General features: G+C 68.5%; 22 protein-coding genes and 1 pseudogene. 7 read left to right on the top strand and 16 right to left on the bottom strand.

Going from position 1 to position 23,676, the window contains the following annotated elements; genetic code table 11:
- Positions 1 to 7: 7 nt before the first annotated feature.
- Positions 8 to 946, bottom strand: a complete 939-nt coding sequence (locus IG04_RS0113135) for a maleylacetate reductase (protein WP_051769773.1) — start codon at positions 944 to 946, stop codon at positions 8 to 10.
- A 101-nt stretch (positions 947 to 1,047) separates the two neighbouring features.
- Between IG04_RS0113135 and IG04_RS0113130 the strand changes: the two genes are divergently transcribed.
- Positions 1,048 to 2,898: a Xaa-Pro dipeptidyl-peptidase gene (locus IG04_RS0113130; protein WP_051769770.1), complete on the top strand. Its 1,851-nt coding sequence runs from the start codon at positions 1,048 to 1,050 to the stop codon at positions 2,896 to 2,898.
- 39 nt (positions 2,899 to 2,937) lie between these two features.
- A complete protein-coding gene (gene recQ, locus IG04_RS0113125) occupies positions 2,938 to 4,920 on the top strand; it encodes a DNA helicase RecQ (protein WP_051769853.1) in 1,983 nt (660 codons plus the stop codon).
- A gap of 5 nt (positions 4,921 to 4,925) precedes the next feature.
- Here recQ and IG04_RS0113120 read toward each other — a convergent pair whose 3' ends face one another.
- From IG04_RS0113120 to IG04_RS0113100, 5 genes are all read right to left on the bottom strand, one after another.
- Positions 4,926 to 5,618, bottom strand: coding sequence for an RlpA-like double-psi beta-barrel domain-containing protein (locus IG04_RS0113120; protein ID WP_030476888.1), 693 nt, complete (start codon positions 5,616 to 5,618; stop codon positions 4,926 to 4,928).
- Between the two features lie 52 nt (positions 5,619 to 5,670).
- The gene (locus tag IG04_RS0113115) at positions 5,671 to 7,707 is read right to left on the bottom strand and encodes an NACHT domain-containing protein (RefSeq protein ID WP_084401639.1); all 2,037 of its coding nucleotides are present in this window, start codon (positions 7,705 to 7,707) and stop codon (positions 5,671 to 5,673) included.
- A 126-nt stretch (positions 7,708 to 7,833) separates the two neighbouring features.
- Positions 7,834 to 8,028, bottom strand: a complete 195-nt coding sequence (locus tag IG04_RS0113110) for an antitoxin (protein WP_030476886.1) — start codon at positions 8,026 to 8,028, stop codon at positions 7,834 to 7,836.
- A 54-nt stretch (positions 8,029 to 8,082) separates the two neighbouring features.
- Positions 8,083 to 9,858, bottom strand: a complete 1,776-nt coding sequence (locus IG04_RS0113105; RefSeq protein ID WP_084401637.1) for an FtsX-like permease family protein — start codon at positions 9,856 to 9,858, stop codon at positions 8,083 to 8,085.
- A complete protein-coding gene (locus IG04_RS0113100) occupies positions 9,855 to 10,538 on the bottom strand; it encodes an ABC transporter ATP-binding protein (protein WP_051769765.1) in 684 nt (227 codons plus the stop codon). Before IG04_RS0113100 ends, IG04_RS0113105 begins: the two co-directional genes overlap by 4 nt.
- A gap of 108 nt (positions 10,539 to 10,646) precedes the next feature.
- Here IG04_RS0113100 and IG04_RS0113095 point away from each other — a divergent pair, with 108 nt between their 5' ends.
- From IG04_RS0113095 to IG04_RS0113080, 4 genes are read left to right on the top strand one after another with little or no spacing between them, the layout of a single operon-like run.
- On the top strand, positions 10,647 to 11,720 hold the full coding sequence (locus tag IG04_RS0113095; RefSeq protein ID WP_159460483.1) for a sensor histidine kinase: 1,074 nt from the start codon (positions 10,647 to 10,649) through the stop codon (positions 11,718 to 11,720).
- A complete protein-coding gene (locus IG04_RS0113090) occupies positions 11,717 to 12,343 on the top strand; it encodes a response regulator (protein ID WP_030476882.1) in 627 nt (208 codons plus the stop codon). Before IG04_RS0113095 ends, IG04_RS0113090 begins: the two co-directional genes overlap by 4 nt.
- A gap of 60 nt (positions 12,344 to 12,403) precedes the next feature.
- Positions 12,404 to 12,736, top strand: coding sequence for a hypothetical protein (locus IG04_RS0113085; RefSeq protein ID WP_030476881.1), 333 nt, complete (start codon positions 12,404 to 12,406; stop codon positions 12,734 to 12,736).
- Positions 12,737 to 12,786: 50 nt separating this feature from the next.
- On the top strand, positions 12,787 to 13,482 hold the full coding sequence (locus tag IG04_RS0113080) for a peptidylprolyl isomerase (protein WP_030476880.1): 696 nt from the start codon (positions 12,787 to 12,789) through the stop codon (positions 13,480 to 13,482).
- Between the two features lie 3 nt (positions 13,483 to 13,485).
- On the opposite strand, the gene IG04_RS0113075 is transcribed toward IG04_RS0113080, so the two are convergent.
- The 6 genes from IG04_RS0113075 to IG04_RS0113050 all read right to left on the bottom strand — a co-directional run bounded on the left by IG04_RS0113075 (position 13,486) and on the right by IG04_RS0113050 (position 20,128).
- Entirely contained in the window at positions 13,486 to 14,028 is a 543-nt protein-coding gene (locus IG04_RS0113075; RefSeq protein WP_051769762.1) for a TetR/AcrR family transcriptional regulator, read from the bottom strand.
- A 103-nt stretch (positions 14,029 to 14,131) separates the two neighbouring features.
- Positions 14,132 to 15,292: an acyl-CoA dehydrogenase family protein gene (locus tag IG04_RS0113070; protein ID WP_030476878.1), complete on the bottom strand. Its 1,161-nt coding sequence runs from the start codon at positions 15,290 to 15,292 to the stop codon at positions 14,132 to 14,134.
- A gap of 1 nt (position 15,293) precedes the next feature.
- The gene (locus IG04_RS0113065; RefSeq protein ID WP_030476877.1) at positions 15,294 to 16,379 is read right to left on the bottom strand and encodes a CaiB/BaiF CoA transferase family protein; all 1,086 of its coding nucleotides are present in this window, start codon (positions 16,377 to 16,379) and stop codon (positions 15,294 to 15,296) included.
- The gene (locus tag IG04_RS0113060; RefSeq protein ID WP_211257747.1) at positions 16,376 to 17,494 is read right to left on the bottom strand and encodes a Glu/Leu/Phe/Val family dehydrogenase; all 1,119 of its coding nucleotides are present in this window, start codon (positions 17,492 to 17,494) and stop codon (positions 16,376 to 16,378) included. Before IG04_RS0113060 ends, IG04_RS0113065 begins: the two co-directional genes overlap by 4 nt.
- An 8-nt stretch (positions 17,495 to 17,502) precedes the next feature.
- Entirely contained in the window at positions 17,503 to 18,600 is a 1,098-nt protein-coding gene (locus tag IG04_RS0113055; RefSeq protein ID WP_051769851.1) for an NAD(P)/FAD-dependent oxidoreductase, read from the bottom strand.
- Positions 18,601 to 18,643: 43 nt separating this feature from the next.
- On the bottom strand, positions 18,644 to 20,128 hold the full coding sequence (locus tag IG04_RS0113050; RefSeq protein WP_030476874.1) for an aldehyde dehydrogenase family protein: 1,485 nt from the start codon (positions 20,126 to 20,128) through the stop codon (positions 18,644 to 18,646).
- 81 nt (positions 20,129 to 20,209) lie between these two features.
- Here IG04_RS0113050 and IG04_RS0113045 point away from each other — a divergent pair, with 81 nt between their 5' ends.
- The gene (locus IG04_RS0113045; RefSeq protein WP_051769759.1) at positions 20,210 to 21,127 is read left to right on the top strand and encodes a LysR family transcriptional regulator; all 918 of its coding nucleotides are present in this window, start codon (positions 20,210 to 20,212) and stop codon (positions 21,125 to 21,127) included.
- Positions 21,128 to 21,168: 41 nt separating this feature from the next.
- On the opposite strand, the gene IG04_RS0113040 is transcribed toward IG04_RS0113045, so the two are convergent.
- From IG04_RS0113040 to IG04_RS0113030, 4 genes and pseudogenes are all read right to left on the bottom strand, one after another.
- Complete coding sequence (locus IG04_RS0113040; protein ID WP_030476872.1) at positions 21,169 to 21,654, bottom strand: DinB family protein; 486 nt, start codon at positions 21,652 to 21,654, stop codon at positions 21,169 to 21,171.
- Between the two features lie 42 nt (positions 21,655 to 21,696).
- Positions 21,697 to 21,936, bottom strand: a pseudogene (locus IG04_RS48920) (hypothetical protein); the annotation flags it as partial.
- Between the two features lie 18 nt (positions 21,937 to 21,954).
- A complete protein-coding gene (locus tag IG04_RS0113035) occupies positions 21,955 to 22,149 on the bottom strand; it encodes a helix-turn-helix domain-containing protein (protein WP_030476871.1) in 195 nt (64 codons plus the stop codon).
- 134 nt (positions 22,150 to 22,283) lie between these two features.
- The gene (locus IG04_RS0113030; protein ID WP_030476870.1) at positions 22,284 to 23,663 is read right to left on the bottom strand and encodes an ArnT family glycosyltransferase; all 1,380 of its coding nucleotides are present in this window, start codon (positions 23,661 to 23,663) and stop codon (positions 22,284 to 22,286) included.
- Positions 23,664 to 23,676 lie beyond the last annotated feature (13 nt).

Below are 23,676 nucleotides of genomic sequence, written 5' to 3'. Positions count from 1 at the left end.
CAACCGCTCAGCCGGTCGACGCGTCACGCCAGGCGTTCGTCAGCACCCTCAGGGCGTCCGGATGCTCGGCGATCTCCGCGGCACCAGACAAATCGGACTCCGCCATCCCCAGTTCCCGCAACGACGTCGCCGCGCCGAACCGGGTGGCCGTGTCGTGGACGCGGGTGGCCAGATCGGACGGTGCCGTGTGGGGAAGCAGCGCCGTGTGGGTGGCGGCGTGCGGCAGTCCGAACGTACCGCCCAGAACGTGCGCGAGCTTGTGATGCAGTCCCATGGGGACGGACGCGAGACACGTGCCCGCGAGCCATGCCGACGACAGCAGTTCCGTCCGTGCCTCCACAGTGGACGGGTTTCCGCTCAAAGCGTGCAAAACGCCCTCGATCGCTCTGGTCGCGACAGCGTCGATCAGCGGGTTCTCGTTGCCTCGGGCGGCGACGGCGTGCGCGAGAGAGTTGAGCGCGCTCGTCACCGTGACGTCGAGCGGCAGGTCCAGCGTGAGGTCGACGTCGTAGATCACCGTGTCCGGCTGGATCGCCGGATCGCGTCGTGTCTTCTTCCGCCCCGAGGCCGTCTCGCCGAGCACTTGTGTGACCTCGGAGCCCGCGTAGGTCGTGGGGATGACGATCTGCGGTACGCCCGCCCGTACAGAGAGCGCCTTCGACAGCCCTGTGCTCGACCCGCCGCCGACCGACACGATGCAGTCCGCGCCGTGTTCACGCAACGACGCGAGCGCGCGCTCCGTGACCTCGACCGGCGTGTGCATGGCCGCACCGGTGAACCGGGTGACCAGCAGCGGGCCGAGTTCGGTGGCCACCCTGTCGCCACCGTGCCGGGCGATCAGCAGCACCCGCCGCGCGCCCAGCCGCTCGGCCTCGGCGCGCACGGAGGAGACGGTGCCGCGGCCGAAGACGACGCGGGTGCGGCCGGGTTCGAAGGTGAAGCTCACGAGGAACGAATATTCGTGAGGGAAGTGCCGGGCGCAACAGCAGAGGGTCAAGCCTTTCGGCTCTGACGGGGCGACTTCGTCACTCCTTAGCGTGAATCTTCATGAAGCGTGTTCGTGTTGTAGTGGCGTTAGCAGGGGCCCTGACCCTGACGCCGATCCCTGCCACAGCGGCGACACCAGCGTTCACCCTGTCGGGCGGCGTGACCGCGCCGATCCACTCGATGGCCGACGCGGTCCGCGAGACGGTCTACGTCGACTCCGGGCTCGACCTCGACGGCAACGGCACCCGCGATCGGGTGGCGGCCGACATCATCAGGCCGTCCACGACCGGGCGCGTGCCCGTGATCATGGACGCCAGCCCCTACTACCAGAGCGCCGGGCGCGGCAACGAGAGCGAGGTCAAGACCTACGACTCCGCCGGGGTGCCGGTCAAGTTCCCGCTCTTCTACGACAACTACTTCGTGCCACGCGGCTACGCCGTCGTGCTCGTCGACTTCCTCGGCACGAACCGGTCGCGCGGCTGCGTCGACGTCGGCGGTCAGTCGGAGATCGCCTCCGGCACGGCCGTGATCGACTGGCTGAACGGCCGGCGTACCGGCTACTCGACCCTGACCGGCGCCACCACGAAGGCCGCGTCCTGGTCGACCGGCGCCGTCGGCATGATCGGCAAGTCGTGGGACGGCTCGATCGCGAACGGCGTCGCGTCGACCGGCATCGACGGGCTGAAGACCATCGTGCCGATCGCGGCCATCAGTTCCTGGTACGACTGGTTCCGCTCGGACGGCGTCGCGTACCCCGGCTACAGCTCGCCGACCGGCCTGGGCTCGCAGTTCGAGAACTCCAACGCGCGCTCACGGTGTGGTGCGGTGCGCACGCAGATGACGAACGGTTCTCCCGCCAACGGCGACTACACGGCGATGTGGCAGACGCGTGACTTCGTGCGCAACGCGTCGAACGTGAAGGCGTCGATCTTCGCGATCCACGGGCTGAACGACCTCAACGTGAAGACGTTGCAGTACGGACAGTTCTGGGACGCGGTGCCCGCGTCGGTGCCGAAGAAGCTGTGGTTCTCGCAGACGGCGCACGTCGACCCGTTCGACTTCCGGCGCAGCGAGTGGGTCCCGACGCTGCACCGGTGGTTCGACCGCTGGTTGCTGAACGTGCAGAACGGCATCGAGAACGAACCGCAGGTGTCGGCGGAACGCGCGCCCAACCAGTGGGCGGACGACCAGACGTGGCCTCCTGCGGGCACCGTCGGCACCGTGCTGCGTCCCTCTTCTTCGGGACTCGGCACGACCCCCGGCACGGGCACGTCGGCGTTCACCGACAACGGCAGCGGCACGCCGGCGAACTGGCTCTCGGGCTCGAACACCGGGAGGACGATCTACTCGACGGCGCCGCTGACCTCCGACCTGCGCGTCGCGGGCACGTCCTCGATCACGGTGGGGGTGTCGTCCTCGACGCCGACCGCGCACCTCACGGCGTACCTCGTCGACTACGGGCCGGCGACGGTGCGGACCGGCGAGGGCATCCGGACCCTGACCACGGAGTCGTGCTGGGGAGAGAGCCGCACGGGCGATGACGCCTGTTATCGCAACACGGAGGCGACGACGGGCAACGTCGACGCGCAGATCATCGCGCGTGGCTGGGCGGATCTCGCGAACTACCAGTCTCTCTCGACTCCGCGCACGATCACGCCGGGAACCAAGTACCGCATGACGTTCCGACTGTCCACAACGGACCATCTGGTCAAGGCGGGACATCGTCTGGGCCTGGTCATCGGCGGCACCGACTCGACCGCGATCGTGCGGCCGAGCCAGCTGCCGAGGCTGACCGTGGACCTGGCGGACACGTCGGTGCGGATCCCGCTGAAGGGCTCGGTGCCGGCCGCCTCGTCCGCTCCGCTGGTCGCCGGCAGCGTTTCCGCTGGTACGAAGGGTGCATTGGGCTAGCGAATCGGGCTGTCGGTGCTGCTCGCTAGCATCGGCGGCATGGGTTCAACCGACCACGGCGACGCGCTGCAGGTCCTGCAGCGCGTCTTCGGGTACCCCGAGTTCCGCGGCGACCAGGCCGCCATCGTCGAGCACGTGATCGCGGGTGGCGACGCGCTCGTGCTCATGCCGACCGGTGGTGGCAAGTCCCTCTGCTACCAGGTGCCGGCGCTGGTCCGGCCGGGCGTGGGCGTGGTGATCTCGCCGCTCATCGCGCTGATGCAGGACCAGGTGGACGCGCTGCGTGCTCTCGGCGTGCGCGCGGGCTTCCTGAACTCGTCGCTGTCCTGGGACGAACGCCGGATGGTCGAGGCCGAGTTCGTCAACGGCGAGCTCGACCTGCTCTACCTGGCGCCGGAGCGGCTGACGTCCGACGCGACGCTGCGCCTGCTGGAGCAGGGTGAGATCGCGCTGTTCGCGATCGACGAGGCGCACTGCGTCTCCCAGTGGGGCCACGACTTCCGGCCCGACTACCTCTCGCTCACGCACCTGCACGAGCGCTGGCCGAAGGTGCCGCGGATCGCGCTCACCGCCACGGCCACGGAGGCGACGCGCAAGGAGATCCTCACGCGCCTGGAGCTGAACGAGGGGCGGCAGTTCGTCTCCAGCTTCGACCGGCCGAACATCCAGTACCGCATCGTCGGCAAGAAGGAGCCGAAGAAGCAGCTGCTGGACCTGCTGCGCGGCGAGCACCAGGGCGACGCGGGCATCGTCTACTGCCTGTCCCGCGCGTCGGTGGAGAAGACGGCGGAGTTCCTGGTGGCGAACGGGATCCCCGCGCTGCCGTACCACGCGGGGCTCGACTCGTCGGTCCGCCAGCGCAACCAGGCCCGGTTCCTGCGGGAGGACGGCCTGGTCATGGTCGCCACCATCGCGTTCGGCATGGGCATCGACAAACCGGACGTCCGCTTCGTCGCCCACCTCGACCTGCCGAAGTCGGTCGAGGGCTACTACCAGGAGACGGGCCGTGCCGGCCGCGACGGTCTCCCGTCCACCGCGTGGCTCGCCTACGGCCTGCAGGACGTGGTGCAGCAGCGCAAGATGATCGAGTCGTCGGAAGGCGATCTGGCGTTCCGCCGCCGCTCGCAGGCGCACCTCGACGCGATGCTCGCCCTCTGCGAGACGGTCACGTGCCGCCGCACCAGGCTTCTGGAGTACTTCAACGAACCCGGTGGTGCCCCCTGCGGCAACTGCGACACCTGCCTGACGCCACCCGAGTCGTGGGACGGCACCGTCGCCGCGCAGAAGGTCCTGTCCACGGTCTACCGGCTGCGCAAGGAGCGCAACCAGAAGTTCGGCGCCGGTCAGGCCATCGACATCCTGCTGGGCCGCAAGACCGCCAAGATCATCCAGTTCGACCACGACCAGCTCAGCACCTTCGGCATCGGTGAGGACCTGAGCGAGGGCGAGTGGCGCGGCGTGGTCCGCCAGCTCCTCGCGCAGGGCCTGCTGGCCGTCGAGGGCGAGTACTCGACGCTCGTCCTCACCGAGGCGAGCTCCGAGGTCCTCGGCCGCAAGCGCGAAGTCAAGATGCGCAAGGACCCGACGCCTGCCCGCTCGACGACGCGCACGGCGTCCTCCTCGTCCGGCGCGGCCAAGGTGAAGGTCGACCTCCCGGCCGAAGCGGGCCCGCTCTTCGAGGCGCTGCGCGAATGGCGGGCCGGCCAGGCCCGCGAACAGGGCGTCCCGGCGTACGTGATCTTCCACGACGCCACGCTGAAGTCCATCGCGGCGTCGCGCCCCGGCTCGCTCACCGCCCTGGGCGCGGTGAGCGGCGTCGGCCAGGCGAAGCTCACGAAGTACGGCGACCAGATCCTGGAGGTGGTGGCGGCCGGCGGTCCCGCGCCGGAGGCGGCCGCACCTGCCGCGGCACCCAAGCCCAAGCTCAAGGCCACGAGCCCCGGTGGTGCCGCGTGGGGCTCGGGCGACGCCGTGGACGAGTGGCCGGAGCCGGACGAGCCGGACGAGCCGATGGACTGGTGACCGGGTCAGGTCACCTTCTCGATCTGCACCCGCTTGATCACGTTCTTCCCGGACTCCCCGACGAGTTCGAAAGCAGCGCTGTTCAGCACGACGCAGGCCGGCCCGACGCCGACGACGCGGACGGTCGTCTGCTTCCCGTTGTCCAGATTGGTGACCCGTACCACGGTCCCGACCGGGAGCTGTGACGAGAACGCCCCAGGTGCCCCACCGACGGCCGACAACCCGACGGTCGCGCCGTCGCAGACGACCTGCCCGACTGTTCCGGAAGCCCGCACCCGCGCTGTGGAGGTGCGGGTGGTGGGTGTCGGCGCCGGTGCGTTTCCGACGATCTCCACCCGAATGCGCCGGAGAACGCTTTCCGCTTCGCCGCTTTCGGCGGCCCCGAGTGAATCGAATGCCGCGATGTTCAGCACCGCGCATCCGGTCGACGGTCCGGTGACCGAAACCGTGATCGCCCGACCGTTGGCGGGATTCGTGATTCGCAACAGCGTGCCGACCGGGAACTTGTCCGACAGGACGGTCGCGGGCCCCTTGGCGTTCGTCGTCTTCACCTGCTGCCCGGCGCACACCTCTTTGCCCGCCACCACGGGCTGCGACGAGGAGGCACCCGATCCGGCGAGAGCGAAGGCCGTTCCCCCGATGGCCGCGACTACCGAGAAGACCCCGGCACCCACGATCCAGCCCTTCGACCAGCGCATGCGCAACACCCGACCTTTCTGTCAGGCCGTACGGCCCGCAGATCGGGAAGGTTCAACGGCGCGTGGCCCGAACCAGCGCCGTCGGGTCGCACGACGCCAGGTGGTCGCGCAGCGCGACGTGCGCGAAGCGGTACTCGCCATCGACGCGGGTGAGCAGCAGCCTGTCCTGTGCGAGGTGCAGCAAAGCCTTGCGGCGGAACGACAACTCGCCCAGCGACAGGGGCCGTGTGACGGCCTCGGCAGCCATTTCGGCGAGCGCGTCGAACGGCCAGACGTAGTCGCGGGCGGCGGTCGGGGTCACCAGTAGACCGAGTGCTACTCCCAGTGCTGTTCCCCAGGATCCCAGCGCGCCGATCCCGCCCAGCAGACCGATCGCGCCGAGTACCGGGACGGCCGGCTGAACCCACCACGGGCGCCCTTGCCGCATGCGTTGTTGTTGCACCGTGCGCACCGTGCGCCACACACGCCCCACAGCGGCAGCAAAAATCCCGCCCGCCACGCCAGCCGAGAACCCGACCCCCATGCCCGTCAGCACCGCGTAGGGACCGGTCCAGATCATCGAGACGCCGGGCGCGGCAGCGATCAGCAACGCCCACGGCACGGGTGCGTCACCCGGTATGAAACCCAACGCCAAGAAGAATGACGCCACCACCACGAACACGTACGCCACGAAATACGGCCACGGCGTCCCGATTGCGCCCAGCCACAAACCGGCCAGACCGACCAGTAATCCCGCGAGCACTCCTGCGAGGAATCCCAGCGCGGCAGTCACAATGCCGTGCGCGCGTCCGGGCGGGTGGAAGACGCGAGGCAGTTTGTTCACCAGCACGAGCAACGCAGAAGCGGCGACCACGAACACCAATGCGGGCCACAATCCTAGGCGGAGTCCCGTCATGAACGACACGGCACACACCCCACCGGCATATGCCGCAGGCACCGCGCGCACGAACAGCAACCACAAGGGGCGCGTCGGCAGCAGCGGAAGCCACGCACGGCGCTGAGGCATGTGCACGGGTGCACCGAGGTCCGGCCGCCCCAACCGCGCGAGGAACTTCAACGCGCGAATGGTGGGTCCTGCGCCGCGTTGGCCGGAAAGCCTTTCCACGACGAAGGACCCCACAAAGTCGGTGCCGATCGTGTCGACCTGCTTGTCCAGGTGCGTCAGCGCCAGCAGGTTCAACGCCAGTGGCGAGTCCAGCCGCTCCCAGATCTCCGGGGTCAGGGCTGATTCCAGGCTGTCGAGCCGAGGGCTGACCGAAGCGATGTACTCGAGCACCTGACCGCGGTTCAACGGCTCCACGAACACCGACGGCAGGTTGTCGATCGGACCTGTCGAGCTCACGACGGAGGCGAACGGGGCGAGTTCGGACTCGCAGTGCGCGCGGTCCACGCCCGGCACCTCGTCCAGTCCGTCGATGAGCACGGCCACCCGCTCGCGGCGCAGCCAGATCGTGCCTGCCGAGCGGCTGATGCCGTACCGGCGGTTCATCTCGCGCAACAGCCATGCGGTGAACTCGGTCGGCTTGCGCGCGCCGTACGCCCGCCACGTCGCCAGGTCCACGACGACCGGGATGGGCGCCTGCGGGTCGTTGCGGGCCCGTTCGACCAGCGCCAGGCACAGCTCGCGCAGCAACGTCGACCGGCCGCTGCCCACCGGTCCGACCAGGACCATCGTGTGGCCGAGGCGGTCGTAGACGGCCTCCAGGTCCCGTGAGGAGACTTCTTCGCCGTCGACCCGAACAGAGATCGCGGGCTGCTTCAGGACACCGAGCTTGATCTGTGTCTGCGCGGCCAGGGAGGCGGCGAGCAGCGCTTTCACCCGTGACTCGACCCGTGCGAGGGCGGCGGTGCGGTTGCTGGTCTCGTGGCCGCGGCCGCGCTCCCAGAGAGCGAGACCGACCGCGACGAGGACCATCACGCCGACCGCGGGCCACAACCACCGGCCGAACTCGCCGATGAACCCCGGCACGGCCCCGCCGGTGCTCACACTGATGGCCGCCGGCAGTAGCAAAACGACGGTGACCAGGCACAACGCGGCCAACGCAGTCAGTCGTGCCGCTCTGGTCACCCCGCTCGGATCCACCTTCACCTCCGCGATCCCGGCGAACGACGGTAACCGGGCCGCCGGGATCGCGGAAGTGAATCCGATCAGGCGTAACTCACACGCGAACCAATCGCCTGCGCCGCCTCAGGAACCCACTTTGGGTAGGTCCTGTCACTCCTGTTGCTGGCCGCCGAAGTTGCGAAGGCCTTCCTTGAGCTTGTCTTCGCCCTTGTCGATGTGCTCGCTGTGCTTGCCGCCGGTCTTGTCGTCGGCGACCTGCCCCGCGCGCTCGACACCGTCGTCGACCTTGTCACCGTGCTGGCCCGCGAGGTCCTTGGCCTTGTTCTTCAACTCGTCGAATCCCATGACTGCATTACCTCCCTATGCAGTTCGGGTACCCGGTCCTGGATCCGGTACACGTCACTGGATCGAGTGAAGTGCCGCGACCGGGCTCACCCGTGCCGCGCGGCGGGCCGGCAGCAGGCCCGCACCCGCGGTGAGGGCGGCCAGGACGAGCACCACCACGCCGACGGACACGACGGGCACCTGCAGGGGCCACTCGATGCCGAGCGAGATGATCGCGAGCCACGCGTAGGGAATGCCGATGACGAGTCCGATCATCGCGCCGACGACCCCGTACAGGCCGGCCTCGGCCGTGACCATGCGGCCGAGCTCCCTGCGGGTCAGGCCGATCGCGCGCAGCAGACCGGACTCACGGGTCCGTTCGAGCACCGACAACGCCGTGGTCGAGCCCACCCCGACCACGGCGATCAACACCGTGAGGAACAGCAGCCCTACCGCGATCGCCACCAACGAGGCGAACCAGTCCTCCTGGGTAAGACGATGCGCGGCGAGCGACTCGACCTCCAGCCCCGCGGGCACGCGTTCCCTGGCGCCGTTGGCGAGCACGCCGACCGGTTCACCCTCCAGGTCGGAGGAGTGCAGCAACGCGCTGCCGAGCGGAACCCCGCCGAACAACGTCGCCGCCACGGTCATCTGCACGCCGTTCACCTCGGCGCGTGACCCGGCGGTCAAACCGAGCCGGCTCGCGGTGGAGGTCGACAGGATGATCTTGCGTGGTCCCATGTCCTGGAGAGCACCGGAGTCGACGCGGAAGTCCGTGAGGTCGCGAAGCTTGGTCATGTCGAGGTCGGTGGCGCGCATCGTGAGCGTGCCGTTGATGGTGATCTCGGTGCGGCGGTAGGGGAGCACGTCCGTGAGCCCGGAGGCTCTCAGCCTCCCGGCGTCGACCGGACCGACGATCTCCAGGTCGGCCGGATAGGCGCTCGCCATCTCGGCCTTCCCCAGCCCCTGCAACGTGTTCGCGCCCGTCAGCGTCGCGATGATGAGACTGACGCCCAGCGCCACCACCGCCGTGACCGAGGCGGCCCGGCGAGGCGCGCCACCGACACCGCTCACCGCGAGCGACGCGATGGTGCTGCGCCGCAACGGAAGGCCGATCAGTCTCAGCACCGGTGAGATCAACGCGGGCCCGAGCGTGATCAACGCGCCGAACGCCAGCGCACCGCTGATGGTGGTGCGCAGCAGCAGGTCCTCGGTCATCCCGCTCGGCCGTTGTGCGGTGGCAAGCCCGTCGATCGCGACGTGGACCAGCAGCGCGACCGCACCTACCGCCATCAGGATTCCGAGCACCCAGCGCGGCCGGCCGATCCGGCTTTTCGCGTCCTGCACGGCTGAGGTGCGCAGTGCCTCCAGCGGTGAGACCTTGGCCGCGGACCACGCGGGGGCCAGCACGGCGAGCGTCGTCAGCACGAACGACCCGGACACCACGACCAACGCGGGCGCGAGCGGGAAGCCCGGCGCCACCAGGCCCGCCAGCGGCACGAGCTGCCCGGCGCCCGCCGCCAGCGCGACCCCGGCGACCGAGGCCAGCAAGCCGGTCAGCGCCCCCTCGGCGATCAGGCCACGCGCCAGCCGCGCCCGTGAAGCGCCGACCACCCGCAACAGCGCGAGCTCCCGCATCCGTTGGGCGAACACGATCCGGAACGTCGAGGTGGAGACCAGGGCGGCCACGATCATCGCGACCGTGACGAACGCGCCGAGCAGTGCGAACACCTCGACCAGGCGGGCCGCCCTGACCGCCAGGGAACGTTCGGTGACGTCCTTGGCGAGCACGGTCGAGTAAGCGAAGAACGCCGCGATCGTGATCGACAGGACGGGCAGCAACCTCCTCATGCGGCGACCGCCTGAACGACCCGTCCGTCAGCCATGTGCACCACGGCGTCGGCGTAAGAGGCGGCCCTGTCGTCGTGCGTGACCATCACGATCGTCTGACCGAACTCGCGCACGGCCTGACGCAGCAGGTTCAGCACGTCCACGGACGACCGCGAGTCCAGGTTGCCGGTCGGTTCGTCGGCGAAGACGACCTCGGGCCGGGTGACGAGCGCCCGCGCCAGCGCCACGCGTTGCTGCTGCCCGCCGGACATCTCCGAGGGCCGGTGCGACAGCCGCGACGACAGCCCCAGCGCCTCCACGAGCTGCGCGAACCAGGCCTTGTCGACGTGCCGCCCGGACAGGCTCAACGGCAGCAGGACGTTCTGCCGGGCGGTGAGCGTGGGCAGCAGGTTGAACGCCTGGAACACGAACCCGATGCGGTCGCGGCGCACCTTGGTCAGCGCGTTGTCCGGCAGCCGGGTCAGGTCCTTGCCGCCGAGCAGGGCCGCGCCGGACGTGGCCGTGTCGAGGCCCGCCAGGCAGTGCATGAGTGTCGACTTGCCGGAGCCGGACGGCCCCATGATCGCGCTGAAGGCGGCGGGCCGGAACCCGACGGTCACCCCGTCGAGCGCTCGAACCGCGGTGGCACCGGAGCCGTACACCTTCACGAGGTCGACCGCGGCGGAAGCGAAGTTGTTCACATGGTCAGCAAAGTCCGGAGTGGAGGCGAAAACCTCGGTCCCGAGCAGGGTTCGCCTCTGTCTTTCGGCCGATCTGCGGACCGGGCACAAGTGCATAAGGTCATGGCCATGATCTGGAGGTTCGGCGGGATCGCCGCACTGATCGCTGCGGCGTTCGTCGATTTCTACTACGGCCTGTTCAGGTCGCCGGGCCTCTACCCGTGGACCGGCTGGGCCGCGCTCGGCTGCATCGTGCTGGCCTCGTCGGCCTGGCTGCGCCCCCATCGAGCCCTGGCCGCCGTCGCCGCCACCGCAAGCCTCACGTTCACCCTGGTCAACCCGCTCGACAAGGAGTTCGGCGTCGCCGAGACGCTGGCGCTCACCGGCGTCCTGGCCGTCACCACCCATCGGGCAAGGTCGCGCCGGGACGCGCCGCTGATCGGCTGGATCGTGATCGCGCTGGTCACCCAGCCGCTGCGGTACCCGCTCGGCCCCACCGAGCTGACCCTGGCGATGGCCCTGGTGGTCGTCGCCACAGGCGTGGTCGCGTCCGTCGGCTACCTGCGGCTGCTGGGCAACGCCAGGGAGAAGCAGGTCGCGGCGGTCAAAGCCGAGCAGAAGGCCGAGTTCGCGCGCGATCTGCACGACTTCGTGGGCCACCACATCACCGGCATGGTCGTGCTCGCCCAGGGCGCGGGCCGGATCGTCGAACGCAACCCGGCGCAGGCCAAACAGGCCCTCGACCGCATCGAGGAGGCCGGCGGTGAGGCCATGGCCGCCATGCGCCGCATGATCGGCATGCTCCGCGACGACGCCCCCGTGGCACCGGTCGCGGGCATCGTCGACATCGAGCCGTTGGTCGCGGCCGAACCGCGAGCCACCCTCGAAATCCACGGCGACACCACGGCGCTGCCGCTCGAAGTGGCCGGCTCGGTCCACCGCGTCGTCATGGAGTCGTTGACCAACATCAGGAAACACGCCCAGGAGGCGACCACGGTGGACGTCCAGATCCAGACCACACCGGACTGGGTGACGGTCAAGGTCTCCAACGACGGCAAGCCCGCGAGGCAGGGCAACGGTTTCGGGCTCGTCGGACTCACCGAACGCGTGCAGGCGCTCGGTGGCAGGATCAAGGCGGGGCCGGGCATCGACGGTGGATGGGTCGTCGACGCCGCGCTCCCGACGGGGAGGGCGACCGCGTGATCAGGGTTCTCGTCGCGGACGACCAGGCGATGGTGCGCACAGGGTTCGGCATGATTCTAGGGGCCGAGTCCGACATCGAGGTCGTGGCGGAAGCGAGGGACGGCGTAGAGGCCGTCGCGGAGGCAAGGCGCACCAAGCCGGACGTCGCGTTGATGGACATCCGCATGCCGCGCATGGACGGACTCGAAGCGCTCAAACAGATCGCGAACGACGTCAACGTGGTGGTGTGCACGACGTTCGACCACGACGAGTACGTACACACAGCACTGAAGAACGGTGCGTGCGGGTTCCTGCTTAAGGACGCCGGCCCGAACCTGCTGATCGAGGCGGTGCGTGCGGCCGTCACGGGCGATGCGCTCATCAGTCCGTCGATCACGGTCAGGCTGTTGCAGCACATGAACTCGCCGCCACAGCAACAACCTCACACCCTCTCCGCGCGTGAACTGGACGTGGTGAAGCTCGCCGCGATCGGCCGCACGAACGCCGAGATCGCGCAGGAACTGTTCATCTCGATCGGGACGGTCAAGACGCACCTGGCGAGCGTTCAGGCCAAACTGGACGCCCGCAACCGCGTCGAGATCGCCGCCTGGGCGTGGGAATCCCGGCTGATCGGCCAAAAGTAGGACCCACAACCGGTCTGCGGACAGAAGCCGTGTTCCGCGGCCATCACCAGAATTCGGGTCATGAAGAAACTCCTCCTGCTGATTCCCGTGCTGGCGCTCACCGCGTGCGGCCCGAAGAGCCACACCTACGAGGCGTTCTACGACGTCGAGGGCACCGGCAAGGCCGAGCTGACGCTCACCGTTCCCGGTGGCGCGTCCCAGTCCGAGACCGTGGACCTGCCGGTGAAGGACCGGGCCATGCTCGCCAACGCGCTGGGCAGGATCACGCTGACGGTCAAGCCGAAGACCGGCCAGGCGACATGCAAACTCCGCGTGGAGAAGGAGAAGGAGATCACGAACGCCGGCGCGGAAGCGAAGTGCGAGTACGAGATCACCGAGTCCACGGACAACTGAGTGATCCGTTAAACCTTGCCCGTTCACCCCGGCTCCACTAGGAAACGCGCATGAGGCGAATCGCAGCTGGACTGGCAGTGGCGGCGCTGGCCGTTGGTTTCATCACGACGGGCACCGCGTCCGCCGAGGTTCAGACGGCCCGGCCCGACTGCGGCTACACCGCGACCCCGGAGGAACCGGCCGCGCGTCCGGTGTCGATCCCGCACGACCCGTGGTTCACCAAGGGCAAGGTCCTGGTCAAGGTGAAGACGAACCAGGGCGACATCCCGCTGGTGCTCGACCGCTCCAAGGCCGCGTGCACCGCGCACAGCTTCATCCACCTCGCGCACCGGGGGTTCTACAACCAGACCGAGTGCCACCGGCTCACCGCGTACCCGACGCTGAAGGTGCTGCAGTGCGGCGATCCGTCCAACACGGGTGAGGGCGGCCCTGGTTACAAGTACAAGGACGAGCTGCCGACCGACCTGCAGCCCGCCCCGAACGACCCGACCGGGCAGCGCCGCATCTACCCGCGCGGCGCGCTCGCCATGGCGAACGCCGGCGCGGACACGAACGGCTCGCAGTTCTTCCTCGTACAGTCGGACTCGATCCTGCGCCCCAACTACACCGTGTTCGGCCAGATCCTGCCCGAGGGACTGAAGACCCTGGACAAGATCGCGGCCGGCGGCATCGCGGGGGAGAACCCGCTCGACGGCCGCCCGAACGTCAAGTCCGAGCTCAAGTGGGTGCTCCCGCTCGGGATCTAGACCCTAATGAGAAGCCCAGCCCTTCAACGCGCCGTAGAACGCGTCCGAGAGCCGCCGGACCACCTGTTCGTCAGGTAGTCCGGCGGTTTTCGTCAGGTCGAGGATCTCCCGCGGGTCGAACAACGCATGGTGCAGGAACCGCGCCACGTTCAGCAGGGCGTCCGGGAGTGCCAGGTCGATCAGCACGCCGCGCAACGCCTGGTCCCACGCGCTGCACGTCAACGCCGCCACCTCTTCGGCGTTGTGCATCCGTTCCAGAATCCCGCGCTGCGACGAGAACCGCACTATCACCGGGCCGTGCATGTTCTGCAGCTTCACCCACCGCGCGGCTTGATGCTCGAACAGTTCTTTGCCGGTCTTGCGAGACCGTTCGCCGTGTTCGACCAACGACGCTATGACGTCTTCGTGATAGGCCACCACGAGCGCTTCCACGGATGGAAAGTGCCGATACGCCGTCGCTTGCGAAAGCGCGGCCTTGCGCGCGATCGACTGCATCGTCGCCGCTGCTGGTTCAGCCCGCAGGACGTGCGTCGCGGCGTCCAGCAATCGCTTGCGGTTGCGACGCGCGTCACTGCGGCTGTTTGTCTCCTCCGGCAGAACGTCCTCCCACCCGCGAACCCCGTTGCGGAGTGCAGGATAGGGCGAACGATCAACGGAAAGCGGCGATTCCGGTCAACGCGTGGCCGATGGATAGCAGGTGGATGTCGGAAGTGCCCTCATAAGTCAGTACGGATTCCAGGTTGTTGGCGTGACGCAAGGGCGAGTACTCGAGCGAGATGCCGTTCGCGCCGAGGATGGTCCGGCTTTCCCGCGCGATCGCGATGGCCGACTCGACGTTGTTGTACTTGCCGACGCTGATCTGCTCGGGCTTGAGCGTGCCGGCCTCCTTGAGCCGTGCGAGGTGCAACGCCAGCAGCATCGAGTTGCTGAGCTGCACCGTCATGCTCGCGAGCTTGCGCTGGGTGAGCTGGAACGAGGCGATCGGCTGGTCGAACTGGATGCGCGTACCGGAGTAGCCGAGCGCCGCCTGCAACGAATCCCGCGCGGCACCGACAGCGCCGAACACGATCCCGAACCGCGCCTCGTTCAGACACGTCAGCGGTGCGCGCAAGGAAGTCGCGAGCGGCAGCCGAGCGCTTTCCGGCAGCCGCACGTCCTCCAGGACCAACTCGGAGGTGACGGATGCTCGCATCGACAGCTTCTGCTTGATGTCCCGTGTGGAGAATCCGGGCGTGCCACGGGGAACGAGGAATCCTCGAACTCCCTCCTCGGTCCGCGCCCACACCGTCGCCACGTCCGCGAGGCCACCGTTGGTGATCCACATCTTGGTGCCGTTCAGCATCCAGTCCGCGCCGTCGCGCACGGCCCGCGTGCGCATGCCGGACGGGTTCGAGCCGAAGTCCGGCTCGGTCAGCCCGAAGCTCCCGATCGCCTCACCGGCGGCCAGCCGCGGCAGCCACTCCTGCTTCTGCTCCTCCGACCCGTACTTCCAGATCGAGTACATCGACAGCGAACCCTGCACGGACACGAAGCTGCGGATGCCGCTGTCGACGGCCTCCAGTTCCAGACACGCGAGCCCGTACGCGAGCGCGGACGTCCCCGCGCACCCGTACCCCTCCAGATGCATGCCCAGCACGCCGAGCTTGCCCAGCTCCTGCGCCAGCTCACGCGGCAGGATGCCCGCCTCGAACCACGAGGCGATGTGCGGCCGGACGTGGTCGGACAGGTAGGCCGCGACGGTGGCCTGGATGTCGCGCTCCTCGTCGCCCAGCAACGACGGGATGTCCAGCAACTCCAACGGGTCCTGCACGTCACTGCTCCAGTTTCGGCGGGCGCAGCCGGTAGGTCACCGGCGTGCGCGACAGGCGGATGGGGTTCGCGACGAGCGTCATGCCGTCGATCGTCGCGGTGGGACCGAGATCCAGCGACTCCGCCAGCGCGAACGCCCGAGCGACATCGTTGACGGGACCACACGGGACACCCAGCGGCGTCAGCGTCTCGAACCAGTGCTGCGCCGGGTGCGTCCGCAGCCTCGCCGCGAGCACCTCGAACAGTTCGTCCACGTTCTCCACCCGGTCGGAGTTCGTGACGAACCGCGGGTCCGTGGCCAGCTCGGGCACGTCCAGCACCGAGCACAACCGGCGGAACTGCCGGTCGTTGCCGACCGCGAGCACGATCGGCTGGTCGACCGTCGGGAACACCTCGTACGGCGCGATCGACGGATGCCGGTTGCCCATCGGCTTCGGCACCGAGCCGGCCAGCGTGAAGCCCGCGCTCTGGTTCACCATGCTCGACAACAACACCGTCAGCAGGTCGAGCTCGACGAGCTGCCCCAGCCCCGTCGCCTCCCGGTGCCGCAACGCCGCCAAGATGCCGACGCACGCGTGCAACCCGGTCAGCACGTCGACCAGCGCCACGCCGGTCTTCACCGGCTCGTACGGGCCGGGCCCGGTCACGCTCATCAACCCGCCCACGGCCTGCACGAGCAGGTCGTAGCCGGGCAGGTCCGCGCCTTTGCCTGAACCGAATCCCGAAATCGAGCAGTAGATCAGGTCGTCCCGCCCGAGTGACTCGTAGTCGAGCCCGAACTTCTTCATCGTGCCCGGCTTGAAGTTCTCGACCACGACGTCCGCCCGCGCGATCAGCTCGCGCGCCGCCTCCCGGCCCGCTTCGGTCGACAGGTCGATCTGCACGGACGTCTTGTTCCTGTTGACGGACAGGAAGTACGTCGCCTCGTCCTCGTAGTGCGGCGGACCCCACGTGCGGGTCTCGTCGCCCCTGCCGGGCTGCTCGACCTTGACCACCTCGGCACCGAGGTCGCCCAGCATCATCGTCGCGTACGGCGCCGCCAGCACCCGGCTGAAGTCCGCGATCACCACGCCTTCGAGGGAGCTCATGCGACCCGCCCCCGCAGCTTCATCGCGGCCAGCACGCGTTCCTGCGCCAGCTCGCGCGCCGCCACATGTGTCGTGGCGCCACGACTTCGCGCCTCGGCGATGATGTTCGCCGCGTTCGCCCTCAGCTTCGAGGACACGGCCTCCAGCACCGTCGCGGGATTCACCGGGAACGGCGAGTACCGCGCGTCCATCCCGAACGCCGCCGCGACCACGCCGCCGGCGTTCGCGATGAAGTCAGGCACCACCGTGATCCCGCGCGCGGCGAGAACCTCTTGCGCCGCGGCGGAAGTCGGCAGGTTCGCGCCCTCGACCACCAGGGCGGTGTCGAGTTCGCCCGCGAGTTCCGCGTCGATCACGTCCTGCAGGGCGGCCGGCACCAGCACGTCGCACGGCACCCGGAGTTCGGCACCGAGCGCGCGGACGGCGCCGTACTCCTTCACCGCGAGGTCACCGAATTCGCCTCGCAGCTTCAGCAGTCGCGCGACGTCCAGGCCGCCGGCATCCACCAGCGCGCCGTGCACCGACGACACGGCGACGACGACAGCGCCCAGTTCGGAGAACCGCTTCGCCGCCGCGGCACCTACCGCGCCGAAACCCTGGATCGCCACGCGTTTTCCGCGCAGCACCACCAACTCGTCCGCCACCTCGGCCACGCCGTACCCGGTGACGCCCAGCTCGTCGTACGGAAGACCACCGAGTTGAGCCGGTGCGCCCATCATAGCGCCGCGGTCCGACAGTTCGTCCTGGACGATCGCGGCGTCCCGTTCCGTGAGGCCCATGTCGAGCCCGAGCACGTACTCGCGCGGCACCTCGTTGGAGAGCTTGCGCGCGAACGCCCGCAGCGCCGCTTCCTTGCCGGGAGAGGAAGGATCGAACACGATCCCCGCCTTCGCGCCGCCGAAGAACAGGTCGACGCCGGCCCACTTCCACGTCATCACGCGGGCGAGACGGGCGATCTCCGCGACCGTCACGTGCGGGCTCATCCGGGTGCCGCCCTTGCCCATGCCGCGAGCGGTGTTGTCGATGACGAGCACACCTTTCATGCCGGTGCGCCGGTCGGACACGCAGACGACCTTCTCCGGCCCCCACTCGTCCATGAGCTCGAGAACGTCCATCACATTCCTCACACGCAGTTGAGTTCCGGCCGTGCCTGGTCGGCGGCGAACCTGGAGGCGTCCAGACTGGACACGTCGACAAAGGGCTCGCGACCGAGCACGAGGTCGCGCACGACCTCGCCGACCGCGGGACCCTGCAGGAACCCGTGCCCCGAAAAGCCCGTGGCGTAGAAGAACCTGCCCACCGAGCCGATCAGCGCGTTGTGGTCCGGCGTCACCTCGTACAACCCGGCCCACCCGTCGCGCACGCCCACGTCCAGCAGTCTCGGCGCACGCCTGCCGATCGCCTCGGTGAGGCGGGGCAGCCACGCGTCGGACATGTCCAGCTTGAAACCCGGTGTCTCGTCGGGGTCGGACATGCCGAACAGCAGCCCCTGGCCCTCGCGGTGGAAGTAGAAGGTGCTGCCGAAGTCGATGGTGAAGGGAGTCACCCGATCGTGTAGCTCCGGCATGGGTTCGGTGAACATGATCTGCCGTCGCAGGGGAGAAACGGGCAGGTCAACGCCCACCATCTCGCCGATCTCCCGCGACCAGGCGCCGGCCGCGCACACCAAGGTTCCCGCCGAAACCGTTCCGCGGTCGGTTTCGACGCGAAAACTGTCGGACCCCGTCCCTACGATCGATCTCACGGTTGTTCTGGTGTGGAAGCGGACACCGGATCGGCGGGCCGCGGTGGCGTAGCCCAGTACGACGGACTCAGGCGTGCAGTGTCCGTCGTCGGGCGAGTAGGTCGCCGCGAGCAGGCCGTCCGTTTCGATCAGCGGCGAGATCCGCCGGGCCTCCTCGACAGTCAGCATGCGACTGCGCACGCCGAGGGAGTTCTGGAGATCGACGTTGCGCTCGAACGCCGTGACGTGTTCCCGAGAGGAAAGGAGGAACAGGTAGCCGACCTGGTGCAGATCGATCTCCTGCCCGGGGCGCTGCGGAAAGCGCTGGAACAGTTCGATGGATCGAGCTCCGAGCCTGATGTTCAGTTCGTCGGAGAACTGGGCGCGCACTCCACCCGCTGCCTTGCAGGTGGAGCCGGATCCCAGGTCATCCCTCTCCACGACCACGACGTCCCGGACTCCTGCCTCGGCGAGGTGGAAGGCGATGGATGTGCCCATCACCCCGCCGCCGATGACGACGACCTCTGCTTGAGCGGGCAGCTCAGGCGAGTCGGAAGTCAAGGTTCGCCTCGATCGCGAGAGTGTCCATCTGCGCCTTCTGCAGCTTCCCGGAGTAGTCCCAGTTCATGGACTGCCAGCGGGTGAACTGGTCGAGCACCCACACGCCCGACTGCCGGGAGCCGTTGCCGCTCTTGCCGTTGCCGCCGAACGGCAGGTGCGCCTCGGCCCCGGACGTCGAGTTGTTGACGCTGACCATTCCGGCGGAGATGCCGGCGCGGAACCGGAAGGCCTTGTTCGGGTCCGTCGTGTAGATCGAGCAGGAGAGGCCGTAGCCCGGCTTGTTGCCGAGCTCGATCGCCTCGTCCAGGTCCGAGTACCTCATGACGCTGACGAGCGGGCCGAACGTCTCCTGCAGGAACAGTTCGTCGTCGTCGCGCACGCCGGAAACGATTGCGGGGTGGTAGAAGAAGCCGTTCTCACCAGTGAAGCCGTTGCGGGGACTGGTGGCCGAGATGCGGCCGGTCGGGCCGTGCACCGTGTGGTGCCCGCCGATCCAGCCGAGGTACTTCTCGTACGCCAGCGCGAACTTCTCGTCCAGCAACGGTCCATAGAGGACATCACCGGTCGGGTCGCCCACGGTGGCGCCGGCGGCGGCCTCGACGAACCGGGTCAGGAACTCGTCGTACACCGACTCGTGCACGATCGCCGTGCCGAGCGAGGTACAGCGCTGGCCCGCGGAGCCGAAGCCTGCGAACAACGCGCCCTGCACGGCCAGGTCGAGGTCCGCGTCCTCGGTGACGACCATCGGGTTCTTGCCGCCCAGTTCCAGGCACGGCGTCTGGAGGTGGCGTCCGCACAGTTCGCCGATGCGCACACCGACCTCGCTGGACCCGGTGAAGCCGACCTTGTCGACGAGTCCTTGCCGCAGCGACTGTTCGAGTCCGTCGAACGTCTCCGAGCCCTCGGCGAAGAGGATCTCGAACACGCCGGCCGGAATGCCGGCGGCCTGGAACACGTCGTAGAACGCCTGGGCCGACGCGGCGGAGTACTCGGCGGGCTTCCAGACGACGGAGTTGCCGCACAGCAGCGCCGGGATGATGTACCAGGACGGCACGGCGACCGGGAAGTTGCCGGCGGTGATGATCGCCGCGACGCCGACCGGGTTGCGGAAGGTGAAGAGCTGCTTGTCCGCCATCTCCGAAGGGACCGTCTGCCCGTAGAGGCGCCTGCCCTCGCCGAGGAAGAAGTTCGCGGTGTCGACGATCTCCTGCACCTCGCCGCGGGCCTCCGCGATCGGCTTGCCGATCTCGCGGGTCACGAGCTGGGAAAGGGGTTCGAAGTTCGCCTCGACCAGGCGGCCGATGTTGCCGATGACCTGGCCGCGCACGGGCGCGGGTACGCGTGCCCACGCGCGCTGTGCGGCCTTGGCCCGCTGGGCGGCGTCGACGAAGTCGCGGCTGGTCCCGAGCTCGATCTCGGCGACCACGTCGGAGGTGTTCGACGGGTTCGTGGAGATGTAGGGCATGCATCCACCCTGGTAGGTGCGCGGTGGATGCGCCAGAGGTTGCAGAATGAAACCTCGCGACGTCCAGCATAAGCTGCTCTGGTGCTCAACCCGGTCCATCTCCGCACGCTCGTCGAGGTCGTGAAGACGGGTTCCTTCGCCGAGGCCGCCCGCCGTCTCGGCTACACGTCGTCGGCCGTGTCGCAGCAGATCTCGGCGTTCGAGCGGGCGGTCGGCGTGACGCTCTTCGAACGCGAGGCGCACTCGATCAGGCCGGCCGCCGCCGCTCTGCTGATCGCCGACCGCGGCGGCGAGTTGCTCGCCGCGTTCGACGGGTTCGAGCACGAGGTGAAGGCGATGGTGCAGGGCCTGCGGGGCCGCCTGCGGATCGGCACGTTCCCCACCGCGAGCGCGCGGGTCGTGCCGAAGGCGCTGGCGAAGCTGCAGGCCGAGTTGCCGGGCGCCGAGGTCCGCCTGGACGAGGCGGAGCCGGACGACGTCCTGCCGCTCGTGCTGTCCGGCGAGCTCGACCTCGCACTGGTCTACGCGTACGACCTGGTCCCGCGCACGTGGCCGGAAGAACTGACGGTGCTGCCGTTGCTGGACGAATCCCTGCTGGTCATGGTGCCGTCCGCGCACCAGGCCGCGAAGAACAACGTCAGACTCGAAGACCTCAAGGACGAGCGCTGGATCGCGTCACGCGACGGCACCTCCGGTGCCACCTGTCTCACACGTCTGTGCGCGGCGGCGGGTTTCGCGCCCAAGATCGCTTTCCGAAGCAACGACTACGAGGTCGTGCAGTCGCTCGTGGCGGCCGGTGTCGGCGTGGCGCTCGTGCCCGCGCTCGGGTACAAGGAGCTGCCCGGCACGCACGCGATGCCGTTACGGCACAAGCCTGTGCGCAGACATGTGCACGCTGTCCACCGCACCGCGAACACCAACCCGCTGCTGCGAGACGCGGTGAACGCACTCCAGGAAGTGTGCCGAAACGCCGTGGCCGGCCATCTGTACCAGCCGTGAAGGAGAAATGCGGCGCGGCTTGCCTGGACCAGTTCCTGCTGCTACTCGCCGGTCTGCCCGTCCGCGAGTTCGCGGAGAAGGTCCAGATGTCCGACGTGGCGCGCGGTCTCCTGTGCCACGTGGGCCAGAATCCACCGCACAGTGCGCTCGCCGTCCGCGGCCGTCGCGTCGGGGGCCAGCTCCTTCAGCGCCTCGGCGTTCGTCCATTCCTCGCGGTACGCCTGGATGAGCGACGCCGGGGTGTCGCCGTCCTCGAGGTTCCAGGACGGGTCCGGGCTGCCCTTCCACAACGACGGCAGGTCGAGGCCCGCGCCCGCGATGCACAGCCAGTACCGCTCGACGGCCGTCAGGTGCTTGAGCACGCCGAGCGCCGTCAGCTTCGGGGAGGTGGCGATCGGGGCCGCCGCAGCCTGGTAGCGGCTCAGGCCGTCGACCTTCAGCACGGCGGTCTTGCGCAGGAAGTCGAGGAATTCCCAGGCGAGCGTGCTTTCGTCGGTGGCGCGCTTCTCGGGCCAGGTTCGGGTCACCGGGCGAGCTTGTCAGCCTTCGTGGCCGTCCGGAACGTGGGATCAGGCGAATGTTCTGAACTGGTGCCACTTGCGGCCGCACTCGCTGCGAGGTGATGTTGCGGCCGTCATCCGGCGACGCTGGTGATTGAGTTCTCTGGATTGGAGTTCGTCCAACGCCACTAGGTCGAGCGCCTTGAGGATGTTGAGATGCACCTTGACGGTGTCCTCGTCGTCGAGGAACAGGCCGTAGGTCTCCGCGTCCGTGTAGACGAGCGATTCGAACTTGTCGAACTTCAGGAAGGTGAACGGACCGACGTGTCACGCGTTCGTCGGCTTCTCCTGGGCGACGTTCAGGTTCGCTGCGATCATGACGCGGTGGGTCAATCGGCACGGCGTCACCAATTCATCTGCTTGCTCTGACGGGATTCGGCAGACGCCCACAAGCCTGTTGACGTCGGACTCGGTCACGCCGCCCTTGCCGTTGAGCAGGTCGGACAGCTTCGAAGGATCCATCCGGCGAGGCTCGACACCTCGCGGCCAGACAGCCCACATGTCGAAGTGCTTCGCGCATGGAGGCGCCGAACTCTCGCCCGCTCACCGTGGACCGTGTTGGAAGTTCTCCAACGTCCTAAGTGGCCGGTGTTGTTTCAGTAGTAGTGGCGGAGTTTCGGCCAGAGGGTTTCCCATGGTTCCGTGGGTGCTGTGCACAGCTTTATCTCCGTGCCGTCTTCTTCGTTCTCCACGGGGTTGTGGTGCCGGGCGACGACCTCGCAGTCGCTGAACGGCGCCTCGACGAACCCGACCAGGAGCACCTTCGCGCGGCCGGACGGGGGAGGTCCCCAGTCGTAGAAGGACATGTGCCCGGACCAGACGTGCACCTCGGTGTAGGCCTCGATCGCGCCGGCCTGGCCGTAGTTGCGGGTGATGACGGTCGGGTAGTCGTTCGCGAAGAACGCGTCCTGGACCGTGAGGGCCAGTTCGCGCCAGCCGACCTGCTCGCCCTGTTCGGGGTTGATGGCGATGACCGGTGCCAGTGCGCTGGGCGGCAGGATCGGCAAGGAGCCCAGCAAAGCCGGCACGACGCTCAGGGCGACCAGGACGCTGCCGGTGGTCTTGCGGCGTGCCAGCCATTCCTGGGCTTGGCGGGCTCCTGCGGCCGTCAGCACCAGGAGCAGCGGGACGGCGTAGTAGGGCTTGCCTCCGGTGATCAGGCACAGGGCGCAGAGGATCGGGTAGGCGAGTGCGATCGAGCGGAAGGTCCTGTCGCGCCACAGGTTTCGGAACCCGATCAGCCACACGGGTACCAGGAGTGGTGACAGCAGCAGGATCTGCATGGGGACGAACATGATGCGGTTCTCGGTGCCGTCGTCTTCGCTGATGCCCTGGGCGACGGTCAGCAGCGGGAAGTCGTGCAGCGCTTGCCAGATGACGGCAGGGGCGGCGAGCACCGCGCACGCCGCGAGGCCGGCGAGGAGCCACCAGGTGCGCAGGACGTTGCGCGGGCCCACGGCGAGCAAGGCGATCGCCATGGCCGCCAGCAACAGGAGCAGCAACCACTTGTTGGCCAGGCCCACGCCGGCCGTTGCGCCGAGGGCGAGCCACCAGCGGCCGTCGCCGGTCTTCAGGAGCTTGATCGCGAAGTAGCCGATGAGCACCCAGATCAGCAGGTCGACTGTGGCGGTGGAGAGCATGTGGCTCACGGCCAGGACGAACGTCGAGGTTGCCGAGGCGGCCGCCGCGAAGACCGAGCCTCCGCCCAGCTCCCTCGCGATCAGGGCGACCACGACCGTGATGGCCAGGGCCAGGACGGTGGCCATCACGCGGAGGCCGACGGGGGTCTCCCCGAACACCTCCGTCGTGAGGCGGGCGAGTGCCGGGGTGATCGGAGGCTGGTCGACGTAGCCCCAGTCGAGGCGTTTGCCCGCCGCGATGAAGTAGAGCTCGTCGCGGTGGAAGCCGTAGCGGCCCGACAACGCGGTCAGCACCACCGCCTGCACGGCGAGCACGATCCCCAGCCCACGTCTCATGGACGGACGGTAC

The organism is Lentzea albidocapillata (assembly GCF_000719115.1).
Taxonomy (GTDB): Bacteria; Actinomycetota; Actinomycetes; order Mycobacteriales; family Pseudonocardiaceae; genus Lentzea; species Lentzea albidocapillata.
The sequence above is the reverse complement of the archived record's forward strand: the minus strand, read 5'-3'. Positions and strand labels throughout refer to the sequence as shown.